The sequence below is a fragment of the Chloroflexota bacterium genome, from assembly GCA_038040195.1.
Lineage (GTDB): Bacteria > Chloroflexota > Limnocylindria > QHBO01 > QHBO01 > DASTEQ01.
The window spans coordinates 1-16,265 of record JBBPIR010000005.1 but is presented as its reverse complement, the minus strand read 5'-3'; the positions used below and the strand labels follow the sequence as shown (position 1 = coordinate 16,265).

Annotated in this window: 20 protein-coding genes; 12 read left to right on the top strand and 8 right to left on the bottom strand. The window is 70.7% G+C overall.

Features of this window, described 5'->3' with window-relative positions; translation table 11 throughout:
* Position 1 precedes the first annotated feature (1 nt).
* Complete coding sequence (locus AABM41_07145; protein MEK6192084.1) at positions 2-244, bottom strand: hypothetical protein; 243 nt, start codon at positions 242-244, stop codon at positions 2-4.
* 120 nt (positions 245-364) lie between these two features.
* On the opposite strand from AABM41_07145, the gene AABM41_07140 reads away from it, so the two are divergent.
* A complete protein-coding gene (locus tag AABM41_07140) occupies positions 365-967 on the top strand; it encodes an NUDIX hydrolase (GenBank protein MEK6192083.1) in 603 nt (200 codons plus the stop codon).
* Here the strand turns inward: AABM41_07140 and fabF are convergent.
* The 4 genes from fabF to AABM41_07120 all read right to left on the bottom strand — a co-directional run bounded on the left by fabF (position 964) and on the right by AABM41_07120 (position 5,689).
* Entirely contained in the window at positions 964-2,253 is a 1,290-nt protein-coding gene (gene fabF, locus AABM41_07135) for a beta-ketoacyl-ACP synthase II (protein MEK6192082.1), read from the bottom strand. The two genes, AABM41_07140 and fabF, sit on opposite strands and share 4 nt — an antisense overlap.
* Positions 2,250-3,281 (bottom strand): ACP S-malonyltransferase, encoded by a 1,032-nt coding sequence (gene fabD, locus AABM41_07130; GenBank protein ID MEK6192081.1) that lies wholly within the window; start codon positions 3,279-3,281, stop codon positions 2,250-2,252. The genes fabF and fabD overlap by 4 nt, the downstream gene beginning before the upstream one ends.
* Positions 3,282-3,344: 63 nt before the next feature.
* A complete protein-coding gene (locus AABM41_07125; GenBank protein MEK6192080.1) occupies positions 3,345-4,745 on the bottom strand; it encodes a M20/M25/M40 family metallo-hydrolase in 1,401 nt (466 codons plus the stop codon).
* Positions 4,742-5,689, bottom strand: coding sequence for a carotenoid biosynthesis protein (locus AABM41_07120; GenBank protein MEK6192079.1), 948 nt, complete (start codon positions 5,687-5,689; stop codon positions 4,742-4,744). Before AABM41_07120 ends, AABM41_07125 begins: the two co-directional genes overlap by 4 nt.
* Before the next feature lie 62 nt (positions 5,690-5,751).
* Between AABM41_07120 and AABM41_07115 the strand changes: the two genes are divergently transcribed.
* The 4 genes from AABM41_07115 to AABM41_07100 are packed head-to-tail and all read left to right on the top strand — an operon-like array spanning position 5,752 to position 9,003.
* Positions 5,752-7,194 (top strand): aldehyde dehydrogenase family protein, encoded by a 1,443-nt coding sequence (locus tag AABM41_07115; protein ID MEK6192078.1) that lies wholly within the window; start codon positions 5,752-5,754, stop codon positions 7,192-7,194.
* 2 nt (positions 7,195-7,196) lie between these two features.
* Positions 7,197-7,544, top strand: a complete 348-nt coding sequence (locus AABM41_07110) for a non-heme iron oxygenase ferredoxin subunit (GenBank protein ID MEK6192077.1) — start codon at positions 7,197-7,199, stop codon at positions 7,542-7,544.
* Positions 7,545-7,556: 12 nt separating this feature from the next.
* On the top strand, positions 7,557-8,336 hold the full coding sequence (locus tag AABM41_07105) for a hypothetical protein (protein MEK6192076.1): 780 nt from the start codon (positions 7,557-7,559) through the stop codon (positions 8,334-8,336).
* 4 nt (positions 8,337-8,340) lie between these two features.
* The gene (locus AABM41_07100) at positions 8,341-9,003 is read left to right on the top strand and encodes a molybdenum cofactor biosynthesis protein MoaE (protein ID MEK6192075.1); all 663 of its coding nucleotides are present in this window, start codon (positions 8,341-8,343) and stop codon (positions 9,001-9,003) included.
* Positions 9,004-9,079: 76 nt separating this feature from the next.
* Here the strand turns inward: AABM41_07100 and AABM41_07095 are convergent, their stop codons facing one another.
* On the bottom strand, positions 9,080-9,700 hold the full coding sequence (locus tag AABM41_07095; protein MEK6192074.1) for an adenylate kinase: 621 nt from the start codon (positions 9,698-9,700) through the stop codon (positions 9,080-9,082).
* A gap of 64 nt (positions 9,701-9,764) precedes the next feature.
* Between AABM41_07095 and AABM41_07090 the strand changes: the two genes are divergently transcribed.
* Positions 9,765-10,880 carry a hypothetical protein gene (locus AABM41_07090; protein MEK6192073.1) on the top strand — a complete coding sequence of 372 codons (1,116 nt, stop codon included), beginning with the start codon at positions 9,765-9,767 and terminating at the stop codon, positions 10,878-10,880.
* 6 nt (positions 10,881-10,886) lie between these two features.
* On the opposite strand, the gene speB is transcribed toward AABM41_07090, so the two are convergent.
* A complete protein-coding gene (gene speB, locus AABM41_07085; protein ID MEK6192072.1) occupies positions 10,887-11,948 on the bottom strand; it encodes an agmatinase in 1,062 nt (353 codons plus the stop codon).
* Between the two features lie 89 nt (positions 11,949-12,037).
* On the opposite strand from speB, the gene AABM41_07080 reads away from it, so the two are divergent.
* Genes AABM41_07080 through AABM41_07060 form a run of 5 tightly spaced genes read left to right on the top strand, consistent with a single transcriptional unit; the run spans position 12,038 to position 15,031 of the window.
* Entirely contained in the window at positions 12,038-12,442 is a 405-nt protein-coding gene (locus AABM41_07080; GenBank protein MEK6192071.1) for a DUF2203 domain-containing protein, read from the top strand.
* Complete coding sequence (locus tag AABM41_07075; protein ID MEK6192070.1) at positions 12,439-13,380, top strand: carbohydrate kinase family protein; 942 nt, start codon at positions 12,439-12,441, stop codon at positions 13,378-13,380. The genes AABM41_07080 and AABM41_07075 overlap by 4 nt, the downstream gene beginning before the upstream one ends.
* Positions 13,377-14,297 (top strand): pseudouridine-5'-phosphate glycosidase, encoded by a 921-nt coding sequence (locus tag AABM41_07070; protein ID MEK6192069.1) that lies wholly within the window; start codon positions 13,377-13,379, stop codon positions 14,295-14,297. Before AABM41_07075 ends, AABM41_07070 begins: the two co-directional genes overlap by 4 nt.
* A 27-nt stretch (positions 14,298-14,324) precedes the next feature.
* Positions 14,325-14,882 (top strand): hypothetical protein, encoded by a 558-nt coding sequence (locus tag AABM41_07065; GenBank protein ID MEK6192068.1) that lies wholly within the window; start codon positions 14,325-14,327, stop codon positions 14,880-14,882.
* Positions 14,879-15,031: a hypothetical protein gene (locus tag AABM41_07060; GenBank protein ID MEK6192067.1), complete on the top strand. Its 153-nt coding sequence runs from the start codon at positions 14,879-14,881 to the stop codon at positions 15,029-15,031. Before AABM41_07065 ends, AABM41_07060 begins: the two co-directional genes overlap by 4 nt.
* A 38-nt stretch (positions 15,032-15,069) precedes the next feature.
* Here the strand turns inward: AABM41_07060 and AABM41_07055 are convergent, their stop codons facing one another.
* Positions 15,070-15,903, bottom strand: a complete 834-nt coding sequence (locus AABM41_07055; GenBank protein ID MEK6192066.1) for a UbiA family prenyltransferase — start codon at positions 15,901-15,903, stop codon at positions 15,070-15,072.
* A 168-nt stretch (positions 15,904-16,071) separates the two neighbouring features.
* Between AABM41_07055 and AABM41_07050 the strand changes: the two genes are divergently transcribed.
* Positions 16,072-16,265 (top strand): CTP synthase (locus tag AABM41_07050; GenBank protein ID MEK6192065.1); only part of this gene is annotated, 194 nt, incomplete at its 3' end.

Sequence of the window (16,265 nt, the reverse complement as noted above, 5' to 3'; positions counted from 1 at the left end):
ATCAGTGGGTCGTGGTATCGCCCTGCTGAGTGGTTCGCGACGCGGCGGCGAGCGTCTTGCCCAGCGCGTCGGCGATGGCCTTGGCGAGGTTGGGACTCAGGCGGATGCGCCCCACGATCTCGCGCGGGTCATCGTGGGCGCCCGCTTCTCCGGTTGGCTCCGAGCGGAGGAGGGTCAGTGTGACGCCGAATCGGCCGGCGGTGACCGAGAAGCCATCGGCGTAGAGGTCCGGGTAGTCAGCCATGACGGCACCTCACCGGTTGTGACTCGACCCGGTCGCGTGCCGGGCCTGGGGACGAAAGGGTAGACCAGCGCGCATCTGGGGGATGCGGGCGATGGTCGACGAGCGGTCTACCATGAACCGATGCCGGAGCGCGACGCCACCACGACCTATCCCCTGACCCTGGGCGAGGAGCCCGCCTTCTGTCCCGCCTGTGGCAAGGCCGTGGTCGAGCGGGTGCTCGAGGAGGACCACCGCCCCCGACTGGTGTGTCCCGACGGCCACGTCACGTGGCGCAACCCGCGCCTGGTAGTGGGCACCCTCCCGGTGCGCGAGGGCCGCGTGTACCTGGCGCGGCGGGGGATCGAGCCGGGCCTGGGGCTGTGGAGCTACCCCGGCGGCTTCCTGGAGGTCGGTGAGTCGGCCCAGGAAGGGGCCCGTCGCGAGACCGAGGAGGAGACGTTGCTGCGGGTCGAGGTCGGGCCCCTGATCGGCGCCTACTCGCGGCCCCACGCGGCGGTGGTGACCCTCATATACGAGGCGCAGGTGGTCGGCGGCGAGGCTTTGCCGGGCGTGGAGACGACCGAGGTCCGCGACTTCACCGTTGACGAGATCCCCTGGCACGAGCTGGCGTTCAGCACCGCCGAGAGCGCGCTGCGAGACTGGGTGCGGACGCAGGCCGGCCACGAACCGCGCCACGAACCGGAGCTGTACGTGCTGGGCGACGAGGACGGTGCGGGCGCCTAGGCCTCGTACTTGCGGAAGATGATCGTCCCGTTGTGGCCGCCCAGGCCCATGGAATTCGAGAGCGCGACCTTGACGTCGGCCTGGCGCGCGACGTGGGGCACGTAGTCGAGCGTGAGCGCCGGGTCGGGGTGGTTCAGGTTGATGGTTGGCGGGATCCAGCCGGTGTCCAGCACCTTCACCGATGCCCAGCCCTCGAACGCCCCGGCCGCGCCCATCATGTGGCCCGTCATCGACTTCGTTGAGCTGATGGCCATCTTTCGGGCGTGGTCGCCGAAGACGGCCTCGATGGCCTGCGTCTCGGCCAGGTCGTTGAGCGGCGTGCCGGTGCCGTGGGGGTTGATGTAGTCAACCTCCGTCGGGTCGATTCCCCCACGCTCCAGCGCCCAGCGCATGGATCGCTGACTGCCCTCCCCGCGCTCAGGCGGGGCGGCCATGTGAAACGCGTCGGCCGCGCTCCCGTAGCCGACCAATTCGGCAATCGGGCGCGCCCCGCGCGCCAGTGCGTGCTCGAGCTCTTCGAGGACGAGCACCGCGCAACCCTCGGCGATGACGAACCCGTTGCGGGTGACATCGAAGGGGCGCGAGGCAATAGATGGCACGTACTCGCCGGTGTCCGGGTCGATGGGCGTGCCGAGGGCCCGCATCTGGCCGAACCCGGCAAACGCCAGGGGCACCAGCGCGGCCTCCGTCCCGGCTCCCAGCATGAGGTCGGCCTGGCCCCGGATGATCGTTTCGGCCGCCTCGCCAATGGCGTGGCTGCCGGTGGCACATGCGCTGACGACGGCGGTGTTCGGCCCGCGGATGCCGAACTGGATGGCCACCATCCCCGACGGGCTGTCGACCAGCATGTGGGGGATGGTCCACGGCGACACCCGGTTGGCGCCAACGTCCCAGTACTTCTTCGCATTCTCGAGCAGGATGCTCACTCCGCCACAGCCTGAGCCGAAGACCATCCCGATCCGATCCGGGTCGGCTTCGTCGGGCAGGATCTGGCTGCTGCCGTTGATCAGTCCCGCGTCGCGCAGGGCCTCGGCGCTAGCGGCCACCGCCATCTGGGTCGCCCGGTCGTGGCGTCGGACGTCCTTGGGATCCATCTCGAGGGTGGGGTCGAAATCGGGAACCTCGCCGCCGACCCGGATGTCCTGCCCCGACAGGTCGGCGATGGTGACGTCGCGAATGCCGGACCGGCCGGCCACCAGGTTGTCCCACGCGGCCTGGTTGCCGATGCCGACCGGCGCCACCACCCCCAGCCCGGTGACCATGGCCCGGCGGCCGTTGGCGCTCATGGCTCCTCCTTCGCGTCCTTCCGACGCGCCGCGCCGCGCTTCGCGGTCTCGGCCGCGGCCGCCGGTTTGGCCGGCGCCTCCGGCAGCCAGCCGTCATCGGTCTCGTCCAGCGCGTGCGCCTGGACCTCGGGGCTGATGCGCTTGATGAGCCCGGTCAGCACCCGCCCCGGCCCGACCTCGACGAAATCGGTCACGCCAATGGCGGCCATGTTGCGGATCGTGGCCACCCATTGGACGCCGTGCACGAGGTGATCGGTCAGCTCCTCGCGGAGCCCCTCCGCGCTGCGGATCATGGTCGCGTGCACGTTCCCCACCAGCGGCACGGTCGGGTCGCGGAATGGGACGCGCTCGAGAACCTTGGCGAACTCGTCGCGCGCGTGGCGCATCAGCGGGGAGTGGCTGGCCACGCTCACGGTGAGCTGCACCGCGCGTCGAGCGCCGACCGTCTTGCTCATCTCCAGGGCGAAGACGAGGGCCGGGATGACGCCCGACAGGACCACCTGGCCCGGGGCATTGATGTTGGCCACCGAGATCTCCCCCAGCTTGCGGGCCTGCTTGACGACCTCCTCGGCCTGCGCTTCGGACAGACCGATGACCGCGCCCATGCCGCCGTCGATGCCCCGCTCCTGCATGATCCGGCCGCGCTCACGAACGAGCCGCACGGCCTCCTCGAAGTCGACCGATCCGGCGGCGATGGCCGCGGCGTATTGCCCGGCCGAGTGGCCGGCTACGACCAACGGGTTCAGCGTCACACCGGCTGCCCGGGCCCGCTCTCGCAGATGCTCGAGTGCGGCCATGCTGGCGGCCAGGATTGCAGGCTGCGCGTTGATGGTCGCGTCCAGGTCGTCGGCCGGTCCCTCGAACATGAGGCGCGAGAGCTTGAAGCCGAGCGCGGCATCCGCCCGCTCAAAAATGGCGGCCGCGACCGGTGAGCGACCCGCCAGTGCGGCCCCCATCCCGATGTACTGCGAACCCTGACCTGGGAAGACGAAGGCGTGGGCGCCGGCCATCAGCTCGGTTGTGGACATGCGGGGGCGACTTCCTGTGGAATAAGGCGGCGAGTATATAGCCGAGGGTCCGGATCGGTCCCGCTACCCACCTTTGACCGCCGCGAACCGGCTGACGACCTCCTGCAGAACCGGCAGTCCAAAAGCGAGCGCGCTGACCGGAACTCGCTCGTCGTTGCCGTGGAACAGATCCAGGAACGGCGTGTCGGCGTCCAGGCGAAGCGGCACGAATCCGTAGGTCGGAATCCCCAGGTGGGCCAGCGCCTTCGCGTCCGTCCCCGGGGTGATCATCATCGGCAGCACGGCAGCCTGCGGGTCGGCCCGTCCGAGTGCCTCGCGCATGAGCTCCACGATCGGCGCATCGGCCGGAGCTTCGACCGCGGGCAGGCTCATGACCGACTCCACCGTCACCTCCGGCCCGGCGAGCGCGGCCAGCCGCTGCGCAAACGCGGCCTGGTCGGTCGACGGCAGGGTGCGAACGTCCACCTCGGCCATCCCCGATCCGGCAATGACGTTGACCTTGCTGCCGACCCGGATCACGGTGGGCGTGATCGTGTCCCGCAGCATGGCGTTCAGCGATCGGCGCATCGTGGGGTCGGGGACCAGTCGCTCGAGCGCGGCCTGCGCCCTCGGGGGATCGGCAGGAATCAGCTCCGCCACCTCGCCCAGGCCGACGCCGACGAAGAACGCCTTGACCACGGCCGGCGGGTCGCCGCTGGCCGGCGCGGCGACCAGCCGCGACACGGCGTCGGCAAGGCGCAGCGCGGGGTTGTCGGCGTGCGGCATGCTGGCGTGGCCGGGGGTCCCGGTGGCGTGGAGGCGGGTCCAGATGATGCCCTTCTCGGCGACCTGGATGCCGTATACCCGCTGGCCGCGGATGGTCATCGAGTAGCCGCCCACCTCGTTCAGCGCCGCGGCCGCCGGACCCGCCTCGGAGCCGAACAGGTCCGCTCGCGCATCCACCCAGTGCCGCGCCCCGAACTTCCCGCCCGCCTCCTCGTCGGCGACCGCGGCGAAGATGACGTCGCGGCGGAGGGGCGTGCCCGAACGCTGGAGGGCCAGCATGACGCCCAGCTCCATGGCGACCATGTCCTTCATGTCCACCGCCCCACGGCCCCACACCGCGCCGTCGATCAGCTCCCCGCCGAACGGGTCGCGCGTCCACGACGCCGCCTCGACCGGCACCACGTCCAGGTGGCTGAGCAGGATCAGCGGTGGCCCTGGGTCGCGCACGCCAGGATCCGCCCGCAGGCGGGCGAAGCAGCTGCCCCGCCCCGGAGCCGCCTCCAGCACTTCGGCTCCGATGCCCGCCTGGGACAGCACCTCGGCGCAATAGCGCGCGGCGGCCGTCTCCCCGCCATTCGAATCGTGGCCCGCGGCGGCTTCGCTGTCGCCGGGCGGGTTGACCGACGGGATCCGGATCAGCGCGCGGAGGTGTTCGACAACTGCCTCGACGTCGAGCGACGCGGTTGCCGCCTCGGTCATCGCTGGCGGACCCGGGCGGCGACGGGAGCCAGCACGGCGCGCGCTGGAGCCAAGCCCGCGGCCGCGCGCCGCTGGTCAATCAATCGAGACAGCCACACGTCGACCAGGATCAATACGACCGAGGTGACGAGCAGCACGGATAGCTCGGGAGCAATACCCATGATCAGCAGCGCGATCAGGAAGAAGCCCTGGATGGAGAGCCGGGTAAAGAAGGCAAGTCGCAGGTCGACGATGGCGGCCATCTGCCCATCCGGCGGCTGGCGGCCGGTGCCAAAGACGCCACGCAAGGCCACCATCACGAAGAGCCCGATGCACACGAAGGACAGCCAGAGCGCTCCGCCGGTGGGTGCATTGGTCCAGGTGCTGATCAAGGCATACGGGATGATCGAGGCGATCAGAATCGCATACGCCGGAATGGGAACCAGCAATTGCAGCCATTCCGCCCCGCGTCGACGGGCTGCGCGATCACGCAGCCATCGGGTCAATACGCTGAATCCGAACGTAACGAACAGCCACGTATAGAAGTTGCCGGCCTGAACCCCGAACCATCCATCGGTCGGCCCGATGTCGACCCACGTCCACATCCCCAGCCGGATGGCGACCGCGTCGAAGGCGAGGTCGAGCATGATCACGAGCGCCGCGTCCACGAACGAAGCCGTCCAGCGCCGAACCCCCAGCGCGTCCGTAATCCGCATCGCTCCCGCGATGAGGAGGGCCCAGGTCAGGCCGATGACCAGCGGCGCGCGGTCGAGCACGAGCACCCAGTCAGGGCTGTAGTTGTAGGTCTCGAAGATGAGCTGCGAACTCTCCTCGAGCAGCAAGCCGAAGGCGGCGGCGCTGATGAGCTCGAGGAACGGCAGCCGTCCGCGACTCAGAGCGGCCAGCGCGGCGCCCACGAAGATCAGAGTTGCGGCGATTTCGAGGAACAGGAAGACCGGGTTCACCACCGACCGATCATAAAGGGGGTCGAGATCGGCGGCCAAATCGCGGTCGTAGAATGGCGCTCGTGACCACCCAGGTGAGCGCGCCCAGCGTTCCCATCTACCTGGCCGGCGAATTCGTCGAGGCCGGCACCCCGCTCGAAGTCCGGAATCCCGCCACCGGGGACCTGGTGGCCACCACCTGGCAGGCCGGTCCCGACGAGCTGGAGCGCGCGACCGCCGCGGCGGTCGCCGGATTCGAGCAGACCCGCCGCCTGGCCAGCTTCGAGCGCCGCGACGCCCTGCAGCACGTGGCCGAGGCCATCGCCCGCGACGCGGACGAGCTGGCGGAGCTCCTGACCCGCGAGTCGGGCAAGCCCATCCGCGACGCGCGAGCCGAGGTGGCTCGCGGCAGCCTGACCTTCCGAACCGCGGCCGAGGAGGCGCTGCGAATCAACGGCGAGTGGCTGCCCCTGGACTGGACCGCCGCCAACCGGGGTCGCAGCGGGATCGTGCGGCGATACCCGATCGGGCCTGTGGCGGGCATCAGCCCGTTCAACTTCCCGCTCAACCTGGCTGCCCACAAAGTGGCCCCCGCTATCGCGGCCGGGTGCTCCATCGTCCTCAAGCCGCCGAGCAAGGACCCACTGGTCATGCTTCGGGTCGCGCAGTACCTCGACCAGACCAGCCTGCCCAAGGGCGCGGTCAGCATCCTGCCCATGGACCGCCCGACGGGAGAGCGGATGGTGGCCGATGACCGATTCAAGCTGCTCAGCTTCACGGGCAGCCCCGCCGTGGGCTGGAAGATGAAAGCCGATGCCGGCCGCAAGAAGGTGGTCCTCGAGCTGGGCGGCAACGCGGGCGTGATCGTGGACGAGACCGCCGACCTCGACTGGGCGGTGGCGCGGCTGGTGTTCGGTGCCTTCGCCTACGCCGGGCAGGTGTGCATCAGCGTCCAGCGCATCTATGTCGTGGAGTCGATTTACCCTGAATTCGAGCGGCGATTCGTCGACAAGGTGCGCCAGGTGACGATGGGCGACCCCATGGACCCGGCCTCCGACCTGGGACCCATGGTCGACCTCGCTGCCGTGGCCCGCACCGACGAATGGGTGCGCGAGGCCCTCGACGCCGGCGCAAGAGCATTGACCGGCGCGCGCGCCGATGGACTGTTCTACGAGCCGACTGTGCTGGTCGACGTCCCGCGTGACGCGCGCGTGTGCGGCGAGGAGGTGTTCGCGCCGGTCGTCAATCTGTTCCCGGTCCCCGACTACGCGGCCGCGTTGCGCGAGATCAATGACAGCCGGTTTGGTCTCCAATGCGGCCTGTTCACCGGCTCGCTGGAGCGTGCCCTGGCCGCGCATGACGAACTGGAGGTGGGCGGCATCATCGTCAACGACGTCCCGACCTGGCGCACCGACCCCATGCCGTACGGCGGAGTCAAGGACTCGGGTCTCGGCCGCGAGGGGCTGCGCTGGTCGATCGAAGACATGACCGAGCCGCGGCTGCTGGCCTTCGCTCGACCACTCTGAGTGTGACCCAGGCCGCGACCCGCTTCGTCCGGATCCTGCCGGCGGGCGACCTGCGCGATGGCGATCTCATCCCGGTCGCCATCGATGGGCGGCCGGTGGTCCTCGTCCGCCACGAGGGGGAGTTCTTCGCGGTCCAGAACAACTGCACCCACAAGGACTACCCGCTCTCGGAGGCCGGGTTCGATCCCGGTGACGGGGTCCTGGTGTGTGCCTGGCACGGGGGCTGCTTCGACGTTCGGACCGGTGCGGCTGTTGTTCTGCCGGCCACCGACCCGGTCGAGACCTTTCCGACCCGCGTCGCCGAGGGGTGGGTCGAGATCGGGTTGACCGGCAGCCTGATCGCGGGCTGACGAGGCCGATCGGTGAGCCTTGTGGCCCTTCCGTTCGTGAACTGGATCTTCTGGGGAGCGCTGGCCGGCGGGACGTTGCTTGCGGTGGGCGTGACCGAGTGGCTGGGCGGGACGACGCGCGGATACCGCCTTTTCATGGCCGCGGCCGTGCTCGTCGGCGCGCTGGTCTGGCTCGCGTCCGAGATGGGCCTGGCCGCGGTGCCCGGAACCGCCGCGACGGCGGAGCTGCGCCGGATCCTGGTCGTGGCCTTCGCCGGGGTCGCCGCTGCCTACCTGGTCGCCTCGTTGGCGCGCTGGCCACGTGCCGGAGTGGCCATCGGAGGCGGTGTCGTCGGCGTCGCGGCGCTGGTGACCCTGGCCGCGGCGGGCGGCACCGGGAGCCCCGCGCTCTTCGCGGCTGGTCTGGCAACCGCCGCGCTGGCGCTGGGATCGGTCACCGCCGCCATGCTGCTGGGACACTGGTATCTCGTAACCCCCAAGCTGTCTCCGGCGCCACTCCAGCGTCTGATCTGGCTCCTCATCGGCGCGTTGGCCATTCAGGGCCTCGTGGCAGTGTGGTCGGTGGTCAGCTCCGGGGGAGCGCCCTTTGAAGACGGCCTGGCCTGGCTGACCTGGCTGCGGTTCGGAGTCGGGATCGCGTTCCCCATTGGCGTGGCGATCCTGGCCCTGCTCGCCACTCGCGCCACATCGCTCCAGGCCACGACCGGGCTGCTGTACATCGGCCTGGCCCTGGTCATGGCCGGCACCATCGGTTCCGCAGCGCTCAGCTACCTGGGCGGGACCCCGGTCTAGGCCGATGCACGTCCGCGCCCGTTGCTTCGCCACCCTGCGCGAGCTGAGCGCGGCCCGGTCCGACCTGGACCTGGCGGCCGACGCATCCGTGTCCGATGCCTGGGACGCGCTGGTCAGCCGCCACCCGGGGCTGGCGGTCCATCGGCCGTACACCCAGCCCGCCCGCAACGGCAGTGCGGTGAGTTGGGACGAGCCGCTGGCAGAGGAGGACGAGGTTGCCTTCCTGCCTCCGGTCTCGGGTGGATCGGATATGCCGCCTGTCGGCCTGACGGATGGGCCGATCGACGTCAAGGCCCTGGAGCGCATCGCTGGCCTGGCGCATGGCGCGGTGGTCACCTTCGTGGGCCGCGCTCGAAACCGGGCCGATGACGGGCGCGAGGTGCTGGAGCTCGAGTACGAAGCCTACCCGGAGATGGCGGAGGCGACCCTCCGGGCGGTGGCGGCGGAGGTGGCCGATCGCTGGCCCGGCTGCGCGGTGGCCGTCGTGCATCGGACCGGTGCGGTGCCCATCGGGGATGCCGCGGTGGCCATCGTGACCGCCGCGCCGCACCGCGCCGACGCGTACGAGGCGAATCGGTACGTCATCGAGGCCATCAAGCAACGACTGCCGATCTGGAAGCTGGAGCGTTTCGCCGATGGCACCCAGTGGAAGCGTCCCGGGGCCTAAGATCGGGGCGTGGACAGCGGGTACACCGAGCCGACCTGGCGTGGGGTGATTTTGACCATGGCCGCGACGATCTTCGTCATTGCCGGCCTGGTGCTCCTGACGTCGTGGCTCCTCCAGCAGGACTGCCTCCCGGTGGCCGCCCAGGTCGACTGCGTGGAACAGACGTCGCAGCCCGCGCCGGGGGTGCAATAGCCTCCAGGAACCGGCGGGCCTGGGTCGGCGAGCGGAGCCGGACGAAGCGCATGCCCGGGTATTGACGGAACAGGCGCGGGTAGTCGCGCCGTCGACGCCAGTACGTGGTCATCGCCCAAAGAATGATCGAGTCGCGGCTCAGGGCCTTGCGCAGGCTCTCCCGGTTGCCGCTCCAGAGGACCTCGCCCCGCACGATGCGGCGCAGGGTGCGGGCGATCACTCGCCACATGACGAGCGCAAACGGAAAGTCGAGCCAGACCACGGTGTCGGCCCGCCCCAGGGCCAGGTCCCGCGTCGCGCTGTAGTTGCCGTCCACGATCCACTCGTCGGCCGCTACGGCCCGGGCCACCCGCTCGCGGAGCACCTCCGGCGCCACGGAGACCCAGTTGGCTTCCCAGGACAGCGCGTCGAGCTCGACGTGCGGAACCCCGAGCCGCCGAGCAAGCTCGGCGCCGTAGGTCGTCTTGCCCGAGCCGCTGGTTCCCATCACGTTCACGCGCCGCATGACGGCTGAGAATACCGACCCCAGGCTGGCGCTGAGGTGACCCTACAGGGCACAATGCGCGCCGATGCCTGACGTGCGTGGCGACGTGCTGTGCCCCACCTGCGGTCGCTGGACGCCGCCGGCTCCGTTCTGCAACGAGTGTGGAGCGGCGCTGCAGGTCGGCTTCCGAGATCCGGTCGGAGGCCAGGGCTCCGACGTGTTCCGTCGTGGGCACGAGGTCGACGAGCCCGGTGCCCCGTGGTCCGGCCCCACGGAGCGTTTCGAACCGGAGCCCGAAGATCAAGCAGCCCAGGCGGCTGCCACTGCCGGGGCAGCCGCTGGTTCGCGCGTCGACAACCTGTCCGAGGCGGACGAGGCTCCCCCCGAGCCCTCGTGGCCCGCCGAGCCTGGCCTTGCAGCCAGGCCTCCGCCGCCCGCTGACGAGACCGCAGCCGCGAGCCCCGCGGCGGCCGGTCCTGCGCCGCGGAAACGGAGTCGGGCCACCGCGGCACCGGCGACGACCTCGGCGGCCATTGCCGCGTCGGCGGCCGGCGAGCCAGCCCCTCCGCCACCTGTTGTTCCGCCACCCCCTCCGCCCCCCTATCGTCCCGCCCAGCCGCCGGAGGCCAGTGGCGGCGTAAGCGGCCTCGTCTTCGTCGTGTTCCTGGGGCTCGGGATTCTGGCCCTGCTGGGCGGTGCCATCCTGGGCGGAGTCTTCGATGCGGGCCCGACGGCAGAGGCATCCCCGTCAGCCACCCCCCTGGTTGCCACGTCGACGCCGGAGCCGACCTCCCCGGAGCCGAGCGTCGCGGCGACACCCACGACGACCGCCGCGCCCTCGGCCATTCCATCCGGGGCCGAGCCGACATTCCCCGACGGGTTCCTCGCTCGTGCCGAAGCGTGCGACGACGAGCCCTCTGGCTCCACGTGCGATGACAGCGGGGCGGTCAACAGCGGCGAGCCGTGGATCCTGGTCAGCTTCCGCCACGGCAAGCCCACCGACGTGATCGGGATCGCCATCGTGGACAGCTCGGGAGCAGTGCAGGACACCGCCAGCCTGAGCCTGGCCTTCTGCCAGACCAACACCGACTGCCCCGGGTACACCTACGATCGATTCGGCCCGCTCGACCCGGGCACCTACGAAGCGCGAGTCACCCGCAACGGGACCGCCGCCGCAACGACCAGCTTCAGGGTCGAGTAGGCGGGGTCAGCGCTCGGTCGGGCGTGCCGGTTCGCGCGCCTCGCGCCGCCGGGCGGCGAGGGCACTGATCGCCTCCAGCACGCAGCGGTGGGCGGCTGCCGCAGTCACCTCCGAGACGTCGTACGCCGGCGCCACCTCGACCACGTCCATCCCCACCAGCGTCACCGAGCCCACCACCTGGCGAATGGCGCGCAAGAGCTCGCGGGTCAGCATTCCACCTGGTTCCGGCGTGCCGGTCCCCGGGGCCATGGCCGGATCGAGGACATCGATGTCCGCCGACAGGTAGATGACGTCAGGCCCGTCCAGCGCCTCGGCGATGGCGTCCCCCACAACGGCATCCGCGCCGCGGGATTCGATCTCGGTCATCAGGTGCCAGCGCATCTGCTGCTCGCGCATCCAGGCCATGGTCTCAGCGGTCGGCCAGTAGCCGCGCAGGCCGACCTGGACGAAGTTGCGCCCTGCCACAGCGCCGGATTCGATCAGGCGTCGCATGGGGGTTCCGTGGGACAACAGGTTTCCCCACGTGCTGTTGCCCGTGTCGGCGTGTGCGTCGAAATGGACGATCCCCAGCCGGCGGGGCGCCACCGCCTCCGCGACCGCGCTCGCCGACGGGTACGTGACCGAGTGATCGCCGCCGAGGACGATCGGAATCGCGCCGGCGCGCGCAACTTCGAGCACCTTGGCGCGGATCACAGCGTGGCCGCGTTCCAGGCGACCCGGCACGACCGGCGCGTCACCGGCGTCCACGACGTCGACCCAATCGAACGGGTTGATGCCCAACGCGAGCGAATGGAGCTCGCCGTGGTGGTAGGAAGCAGCCCGGATGGCGCGGGGACCGAAACGGGCGCCCGGTCGGTGACTGACGCCGTCGTCGAGGGGCGCGCCCACAATAGCCGCGTCGGGGCGGCGAGCCGCCAGCTCGCCGCCATCGGTCACCAATGGCAGCTTCTGAAAGGTCGTGCTGCCGAGATACGACGGAAGTTCGAAGTCAGCGTACGCGTCGACAAGGTCCGCGCCGTCGGAGGAGGCCGGGTCGTTCGTCTCGCGACCGGCCGAGGGATCGGGCATGCGTCAAGCCTGACACCGGGGGCGCCGTCGCGGCGCGGAGCTGGCCCGCCGGGCGGGCCGATCCTAGCAGAGGGGCGTACCATCCGGCGATGGCCGAGGTCCGGCGGCGGTACTCGATCGACGAGGCCAACGCCCTGCTGCCACAGGTGCGCGCCGTGCTCCTCCAGCTGGCCGTGGAGAAGGGGCGCCTGGAGAGCGCGGTGGCGGCCCTGACGGCCCACGGCGACGAAAGCGCCACCAATGGCAACGTCGCCCATGCCGATGCGATGGCTCGCTCGGAGGCCGCGATGACCGAGATCGGGGGTGGGATGCGCGCCCTGGTCGAGCACCTCGAGTCACTCGGGGTCGAGGTTCGCGATCTGGAGCAAGGGCTGGTCGACTTCCCCGGCGAGCGCGACGGCCAGCCGGTTTGGCTGTGCTGGCGCCTGGCCGAGCCGGCGGTCGGTTTCTGGCATGCCATCGACGAGGGCTTCACCAGCCGCCAGCCGTGGTGAACCCCCAGCCGATCCGATTCGTGGTGGTCGGCGACGCGACCCTCGATGTCACGGTCCGCAGCCCGGTGACCGCCAGCGCCGGGTCCGATAGCCCCGCCCGCATCACTGTTGCACCAGGCGGGCAGGGCGCCAACCTCTCGGTTCGCCTGGCGCGGCGCGGGGCGAGGGTGGATCTCGTGGCGGCGGTGGCCGATGACCTCCCCGGCCAACAGCTGCGGGACGCGCTGGTCGCGGACGGGGTGGCGCTGGTGCCGTTGCCGACCGCCCGCAGCGGGATCGTCGTGTCGCTGGTGGACAGCTCCGGAGAGCGCGCCATGCTGAGCGATCGCGTCTCGTTTGACGCGGAGGCCCTCGCATCTCCCGCGGTGCACGCGGCGCTGGACACCGCCACCTGGATTCACGTCTCCGGCTATCCGCTGGCCGATTCGGGTAGCGGCGACGCCTTGGCCGCCCTGGCGGCCGGGCGACGCGCCGGGCAGGTTTGCAGCGTGGGCGGAGGCTCCTTCGCCGGCGGGAATGGACTGCTCTCCCGGCTCCAGATGACCCGACCGGACCTCGTCCTCGTCGACCGCGCCGAGGCGTCGACCCTCCTCGGCGCAGGGTCTACGACGGGCCGTCTCCGGACAGCGGAGGAGCTGGCGGCCGGCCTGGTATCGACCCTCGGGGGAGTCGCGGTCGTGACCGACGGCGCGGGAGGCGCGGCAGCGGCGAGTGGCGCCCAAACGCTGACCATGTCCCCTTCACCGGGCGCGGCGGTCGACGCCACCGGCGCCGGGGACGCTCACGCGGCGGGGATCCTGCTCGCGGTGGCCGGAGGCGCGTGGCCGCCCACCACCTCGGCCCTGCGCGATGCCCTGCAGCGGGCCGGGCGCCTTGGCGCCGAGGTTGCCGGCGTGGTCGGAGCCCAGGCCCGCGTCCCCTCCGAGGCGCGCCGATGACCAATGACTGGCTCGCCCTCAGCGACGAGGTGCGTCATGCGGTGGCCGCGGGTCGGCCGCTGGTGGCGCTCGAGTCGTCCCTCGTCGCCCAGGGGCTGCCTGCGCCGCACAACCTGGAGACCGCGCTTGCCGCGGAGGCCGAGGTTCGGGCCCATGGCGCCATCCCGGCCACCATCGCCATTGCTGACGGACGGGTCGTGGTCGGGGCCGATCGTGCGCTGCTGGAGCGTCTTGCCGACCCGGCCTCGCGACCGGCCAAGGCCGCGTCGCGCGACCTGGGCCCGCTGCTCGCATCACGGATGCTGGCGGCGACCACCGTCAGCGCCACCATGCGAGTGGCCCATGCGGCGGGGATCGGGCTGATGGCCACCGGCGGGATCGGGGGCGTCCATCGGGGGGCGGAACGCAGCTTCGACGTGAGCTCCGACATCGACGAGCTGGCAGCCACGCCGGTGGCCGTGGTGTGCAGCGGGGCGAAAGCGATCCTCGACCTGCCCGCCACGCTGGAGCTGCTGGAGACGCGGCGCGTGGCGGTGATCGGGCTGCGGACGTCCGAGCTGCCAGCCTTCTACAGCGCCACCAGCGGCCTGCCGCTCACCCATACGTTGGACTCGCCGGCGGCGGCAGCCCGGCTGATCGCCGCGCACCGGTCTCTGCCCGGGGTGGGCGGCCTGCTATTGGTTCAGCCCCCACCGGCGGAGGTGGCCATCCCGGCCGATGTATTGGAAGGCTGGATCATCGAGGCGCTGGACGCGGCCGTCGCCGGCGGCGTGCGGGGCGCTGCCGTGACCCCGTACGTGCTGAGCCGCGTCGTGGAGGCCTCGGGCGGGCGCGCGCTGCGCGCCAACATCGGTCTGATCGTCGCCAACGCTGGTGCAGCCGCCGAGGTGGCCGTCGCGTTGAGCGCGTTATCCTAGGCTGGCCGATCGACCGGGAGGCCCATCATGCGGATCTACGAGGGGAGCCCGCGGCAGGACTGGGAGGAGGTCCTGCGCAGCGTGGGCGCATGGGCGGACCGCGGGGCCCTCAAGGAGATCCTGTTCCTCGAGCTCGACGGCGGGTTCCTGGTCCAGGGCATCGCGACCTCCATGGGTGGTCAGTGGTCGGAAACGGGGACCTTCTCCAAGCAGATGCATGAGCTGACCGATGACCAGATCGGGGACCTGATGGGGGCCGCCGAGGAGCAGCGCGGGAGCGCCAGCGCCGATCACCCCGAGATCGGGATTGCCAACTTCTACGAGCAGGCGCTCCGCATCATCGGGAAATGGCTCGATTCGGTGCATCCGCGGGACGTGTTCTTCTTCGAACAGGACGGTTCGTTCGTGGTCCGAACGTTCGTTGTCGCGCCCCATGGCAAGGTCGGTCACCAGCTGTCCGAATTCACCCGCGACGAAATCGTGGGTATGATCGAGGCAGCACCACTCAGCCGCGGGCCTGCATCGGAGACACCGCCGTCGGTCGATACGCCCGCCGCGGCCGGTGGAACGGAGAAAGACTCATGAATATCCTCAAGGCTATCGCGATTGCCATCGGCGCCATCCTGGCGGCACTGGTGATCGTCCCGCTGACCATCCTGGCCGGCCTGTTCGTGTGGCTCAAGTTGACCGAGGAAATCGACGACGAGCCGTGGGAGATCGACGACGCGGTCTAGCGCCATCTAGACGCGCCATCTAGCCCCGCGCGACGAGCCTAGCCCTGCGGGGCGCTGGCCAGCGCCCAGGCGATGGTCCACAGAATCGCGGCAGCCAGGACCCCTTGCCACAACCGCGTGGCGTTCGACGTCCCGCGCAGGATGGCCACAAGACCCAATACTCCCAGCACGACGCTGGCCGCCTGCAGCCGCGACGCCAGCATGAAACTCAGCGCAACCCCCACGCCGACGCCCACCGCCAGGGCGAGCGCCAGCCGATGGGCGGTGCGCCGCCCGAGCACCTGGGCCAGGCAGCGTGAGCCGAGCGCGGCATCGGCATCGAAGTCGCGCAGCGTGTTGGCCAGGTGCGCGGCTGCGGCAAACGGGCCGACCAGGAGGACCGCCGGGGCCACCCGTTCCAGCGGGACGCCCACGCTGGCCGCGATCCACAGGGGCAGCAGTCCGAAGCTCACCAGGTACGGGACCACCGACAACGGGGTTCTCGACAGCCACAGGTTGTAGGCCAAGGCCGAAGCGCTGGCCGCCATGCCCAGGACCAGGGGCAGCGTGCCCAGCCGGCCGGCGGTCACCACCTGGACCGCGAGCCCAGCGGCCGCGATCCACAGAGCCGCGCTTGCCGACAGGTCCCCGGCCGGCAGCGGCTTCTCCGGCCGCAGGATGGCGTCCCGAGTCTGGTCGGTCAGGTCGTTGGTGGCGCCGGTGAAGACCTGCGAGCCCGCCACGCTGGCGGTGACCAGCGCGATCGTGACGACGTCGACCCGGCCGCCCCCCTCGACGGCCAGGATCGTGGCCAGCGCGGCGGACAGTGCGGTCACCGCCGCGGTTGGAGCGGGATGGACCAGTCGCACGGCGGCCCAGGCACGGCGCAGCACGAACGCATCGTACGCGGCGTTCCCGTGGGGGAGGCCTTCAACGCCGGTCGCATCGGTTCATGAGCCTGGCGCGAATGGGGTAGCATCAGGACCCGGGTGGGGTGAAGGTCGATCCCTTCCCGCGTGCGGTCCGCACGCTCCGGCAGCTCTCGCAGAGATCCAGCCAGCATGGCGAAGTACATCTTTGTCACGGGCGGCGTGACCTCCTCGCTCGGAAAGGGGATCACCGCCGCATCGATCGGGCGTCTCCTCAAGGCGCGCGGCATCCCGGTCTCCATCCTAAAGCTCGATCCCTACATCAACATTGACCCCGGCACCATGTCGCCGTACCAGCACGGCGAGGTCTTCGTGACCGATGACGG

Coding starts and splice junctions, on each gene's coding strand:
- fabF (MEK6192082.1), bottom strand. CDS start 2,253: ATGAGCGCCAACGGCCGCCGGGCCATGGTCACCGGGCTGGGGGTGGTG.
- AABM41_07145 (MEK6192084.1), bottom strand. CDS start 244: ATGGCTGACTACCCGGACCTCTACGCCGATGGCTTCTCGGTCACCGCC.
- AABM41_07060 (MEK6192067.1), top strand. CDS start 14,879: ATGAATATCCTCAAGGCTATCGCGATTGCCATCGGCGCCATCCTGGCG.
- fabD (MEK6192081.1), bottom strand. CDS start 3,281: ATGTCCACAACCGAGCTGATGGCCGGCGCCCACGCCTTCGTCTTCCCA.
- AABM41_07125 (MEK6192080.1), bottom strand. CDS start 4,745: ATGACCGAGGCGGCAACCGCGTCGCTCGACGTCGAGGCAGTTGTCGAA.
- speB (MEK6192072.1), bottom strand. CDS start 11,948: ATGCCCGATCCCTCGGCCGGTCGCGAGACGAACGACCCGGCCTCCTCC.
- AABM41_07065 (MEK6192068.1), top strand. CDS start 14,325: ATGCGGATCTACGAGGGGAGCCCGCGGCAGGACTGGGAGGAGGTCCTG.
- AABM41_07140 (MEK6192083.1), top strand. CDS start 365: ATGCCGGAGCGCGACGCCACCACGACCTATCCCCTGACCCTGGGCGAG.
- AABM41_07070 (MEK6192069.1), top strand. CDS start 13,377: ATGACCAATGACTGGCTCGCCCTCAGCGACGAGGTGCGTCATGCGGTG.
- AABM41_07100 (MEK6192075.1), top strand. CDS start 8,341: ATGCACGTCCGCGCCCGTTGCTTCGCCACCCTGCGCGAGCTGAGCGCG.
- AABM41_07095 (MEK6192074.1), bottom strand. CDS start 9,700: ATGCGGCGCGTGAACGTGATGGGAACCAGCGGCTCGGGCAAGACGACC.
- AABM41_07080 (MEK6192071.1), top strand. CDS start 12,038: ATGGCCGAGGTCCGGCGGCGGTACTCGATCGACGAGGCCAACGCCCTG.
- AABM41_07090 (MEK6192073.1), top strand. CDS start 9,765: ATGCCTGACGTGCGTGGCGACGTGCTGTGCCCCACCTGCGGTCGCTGG.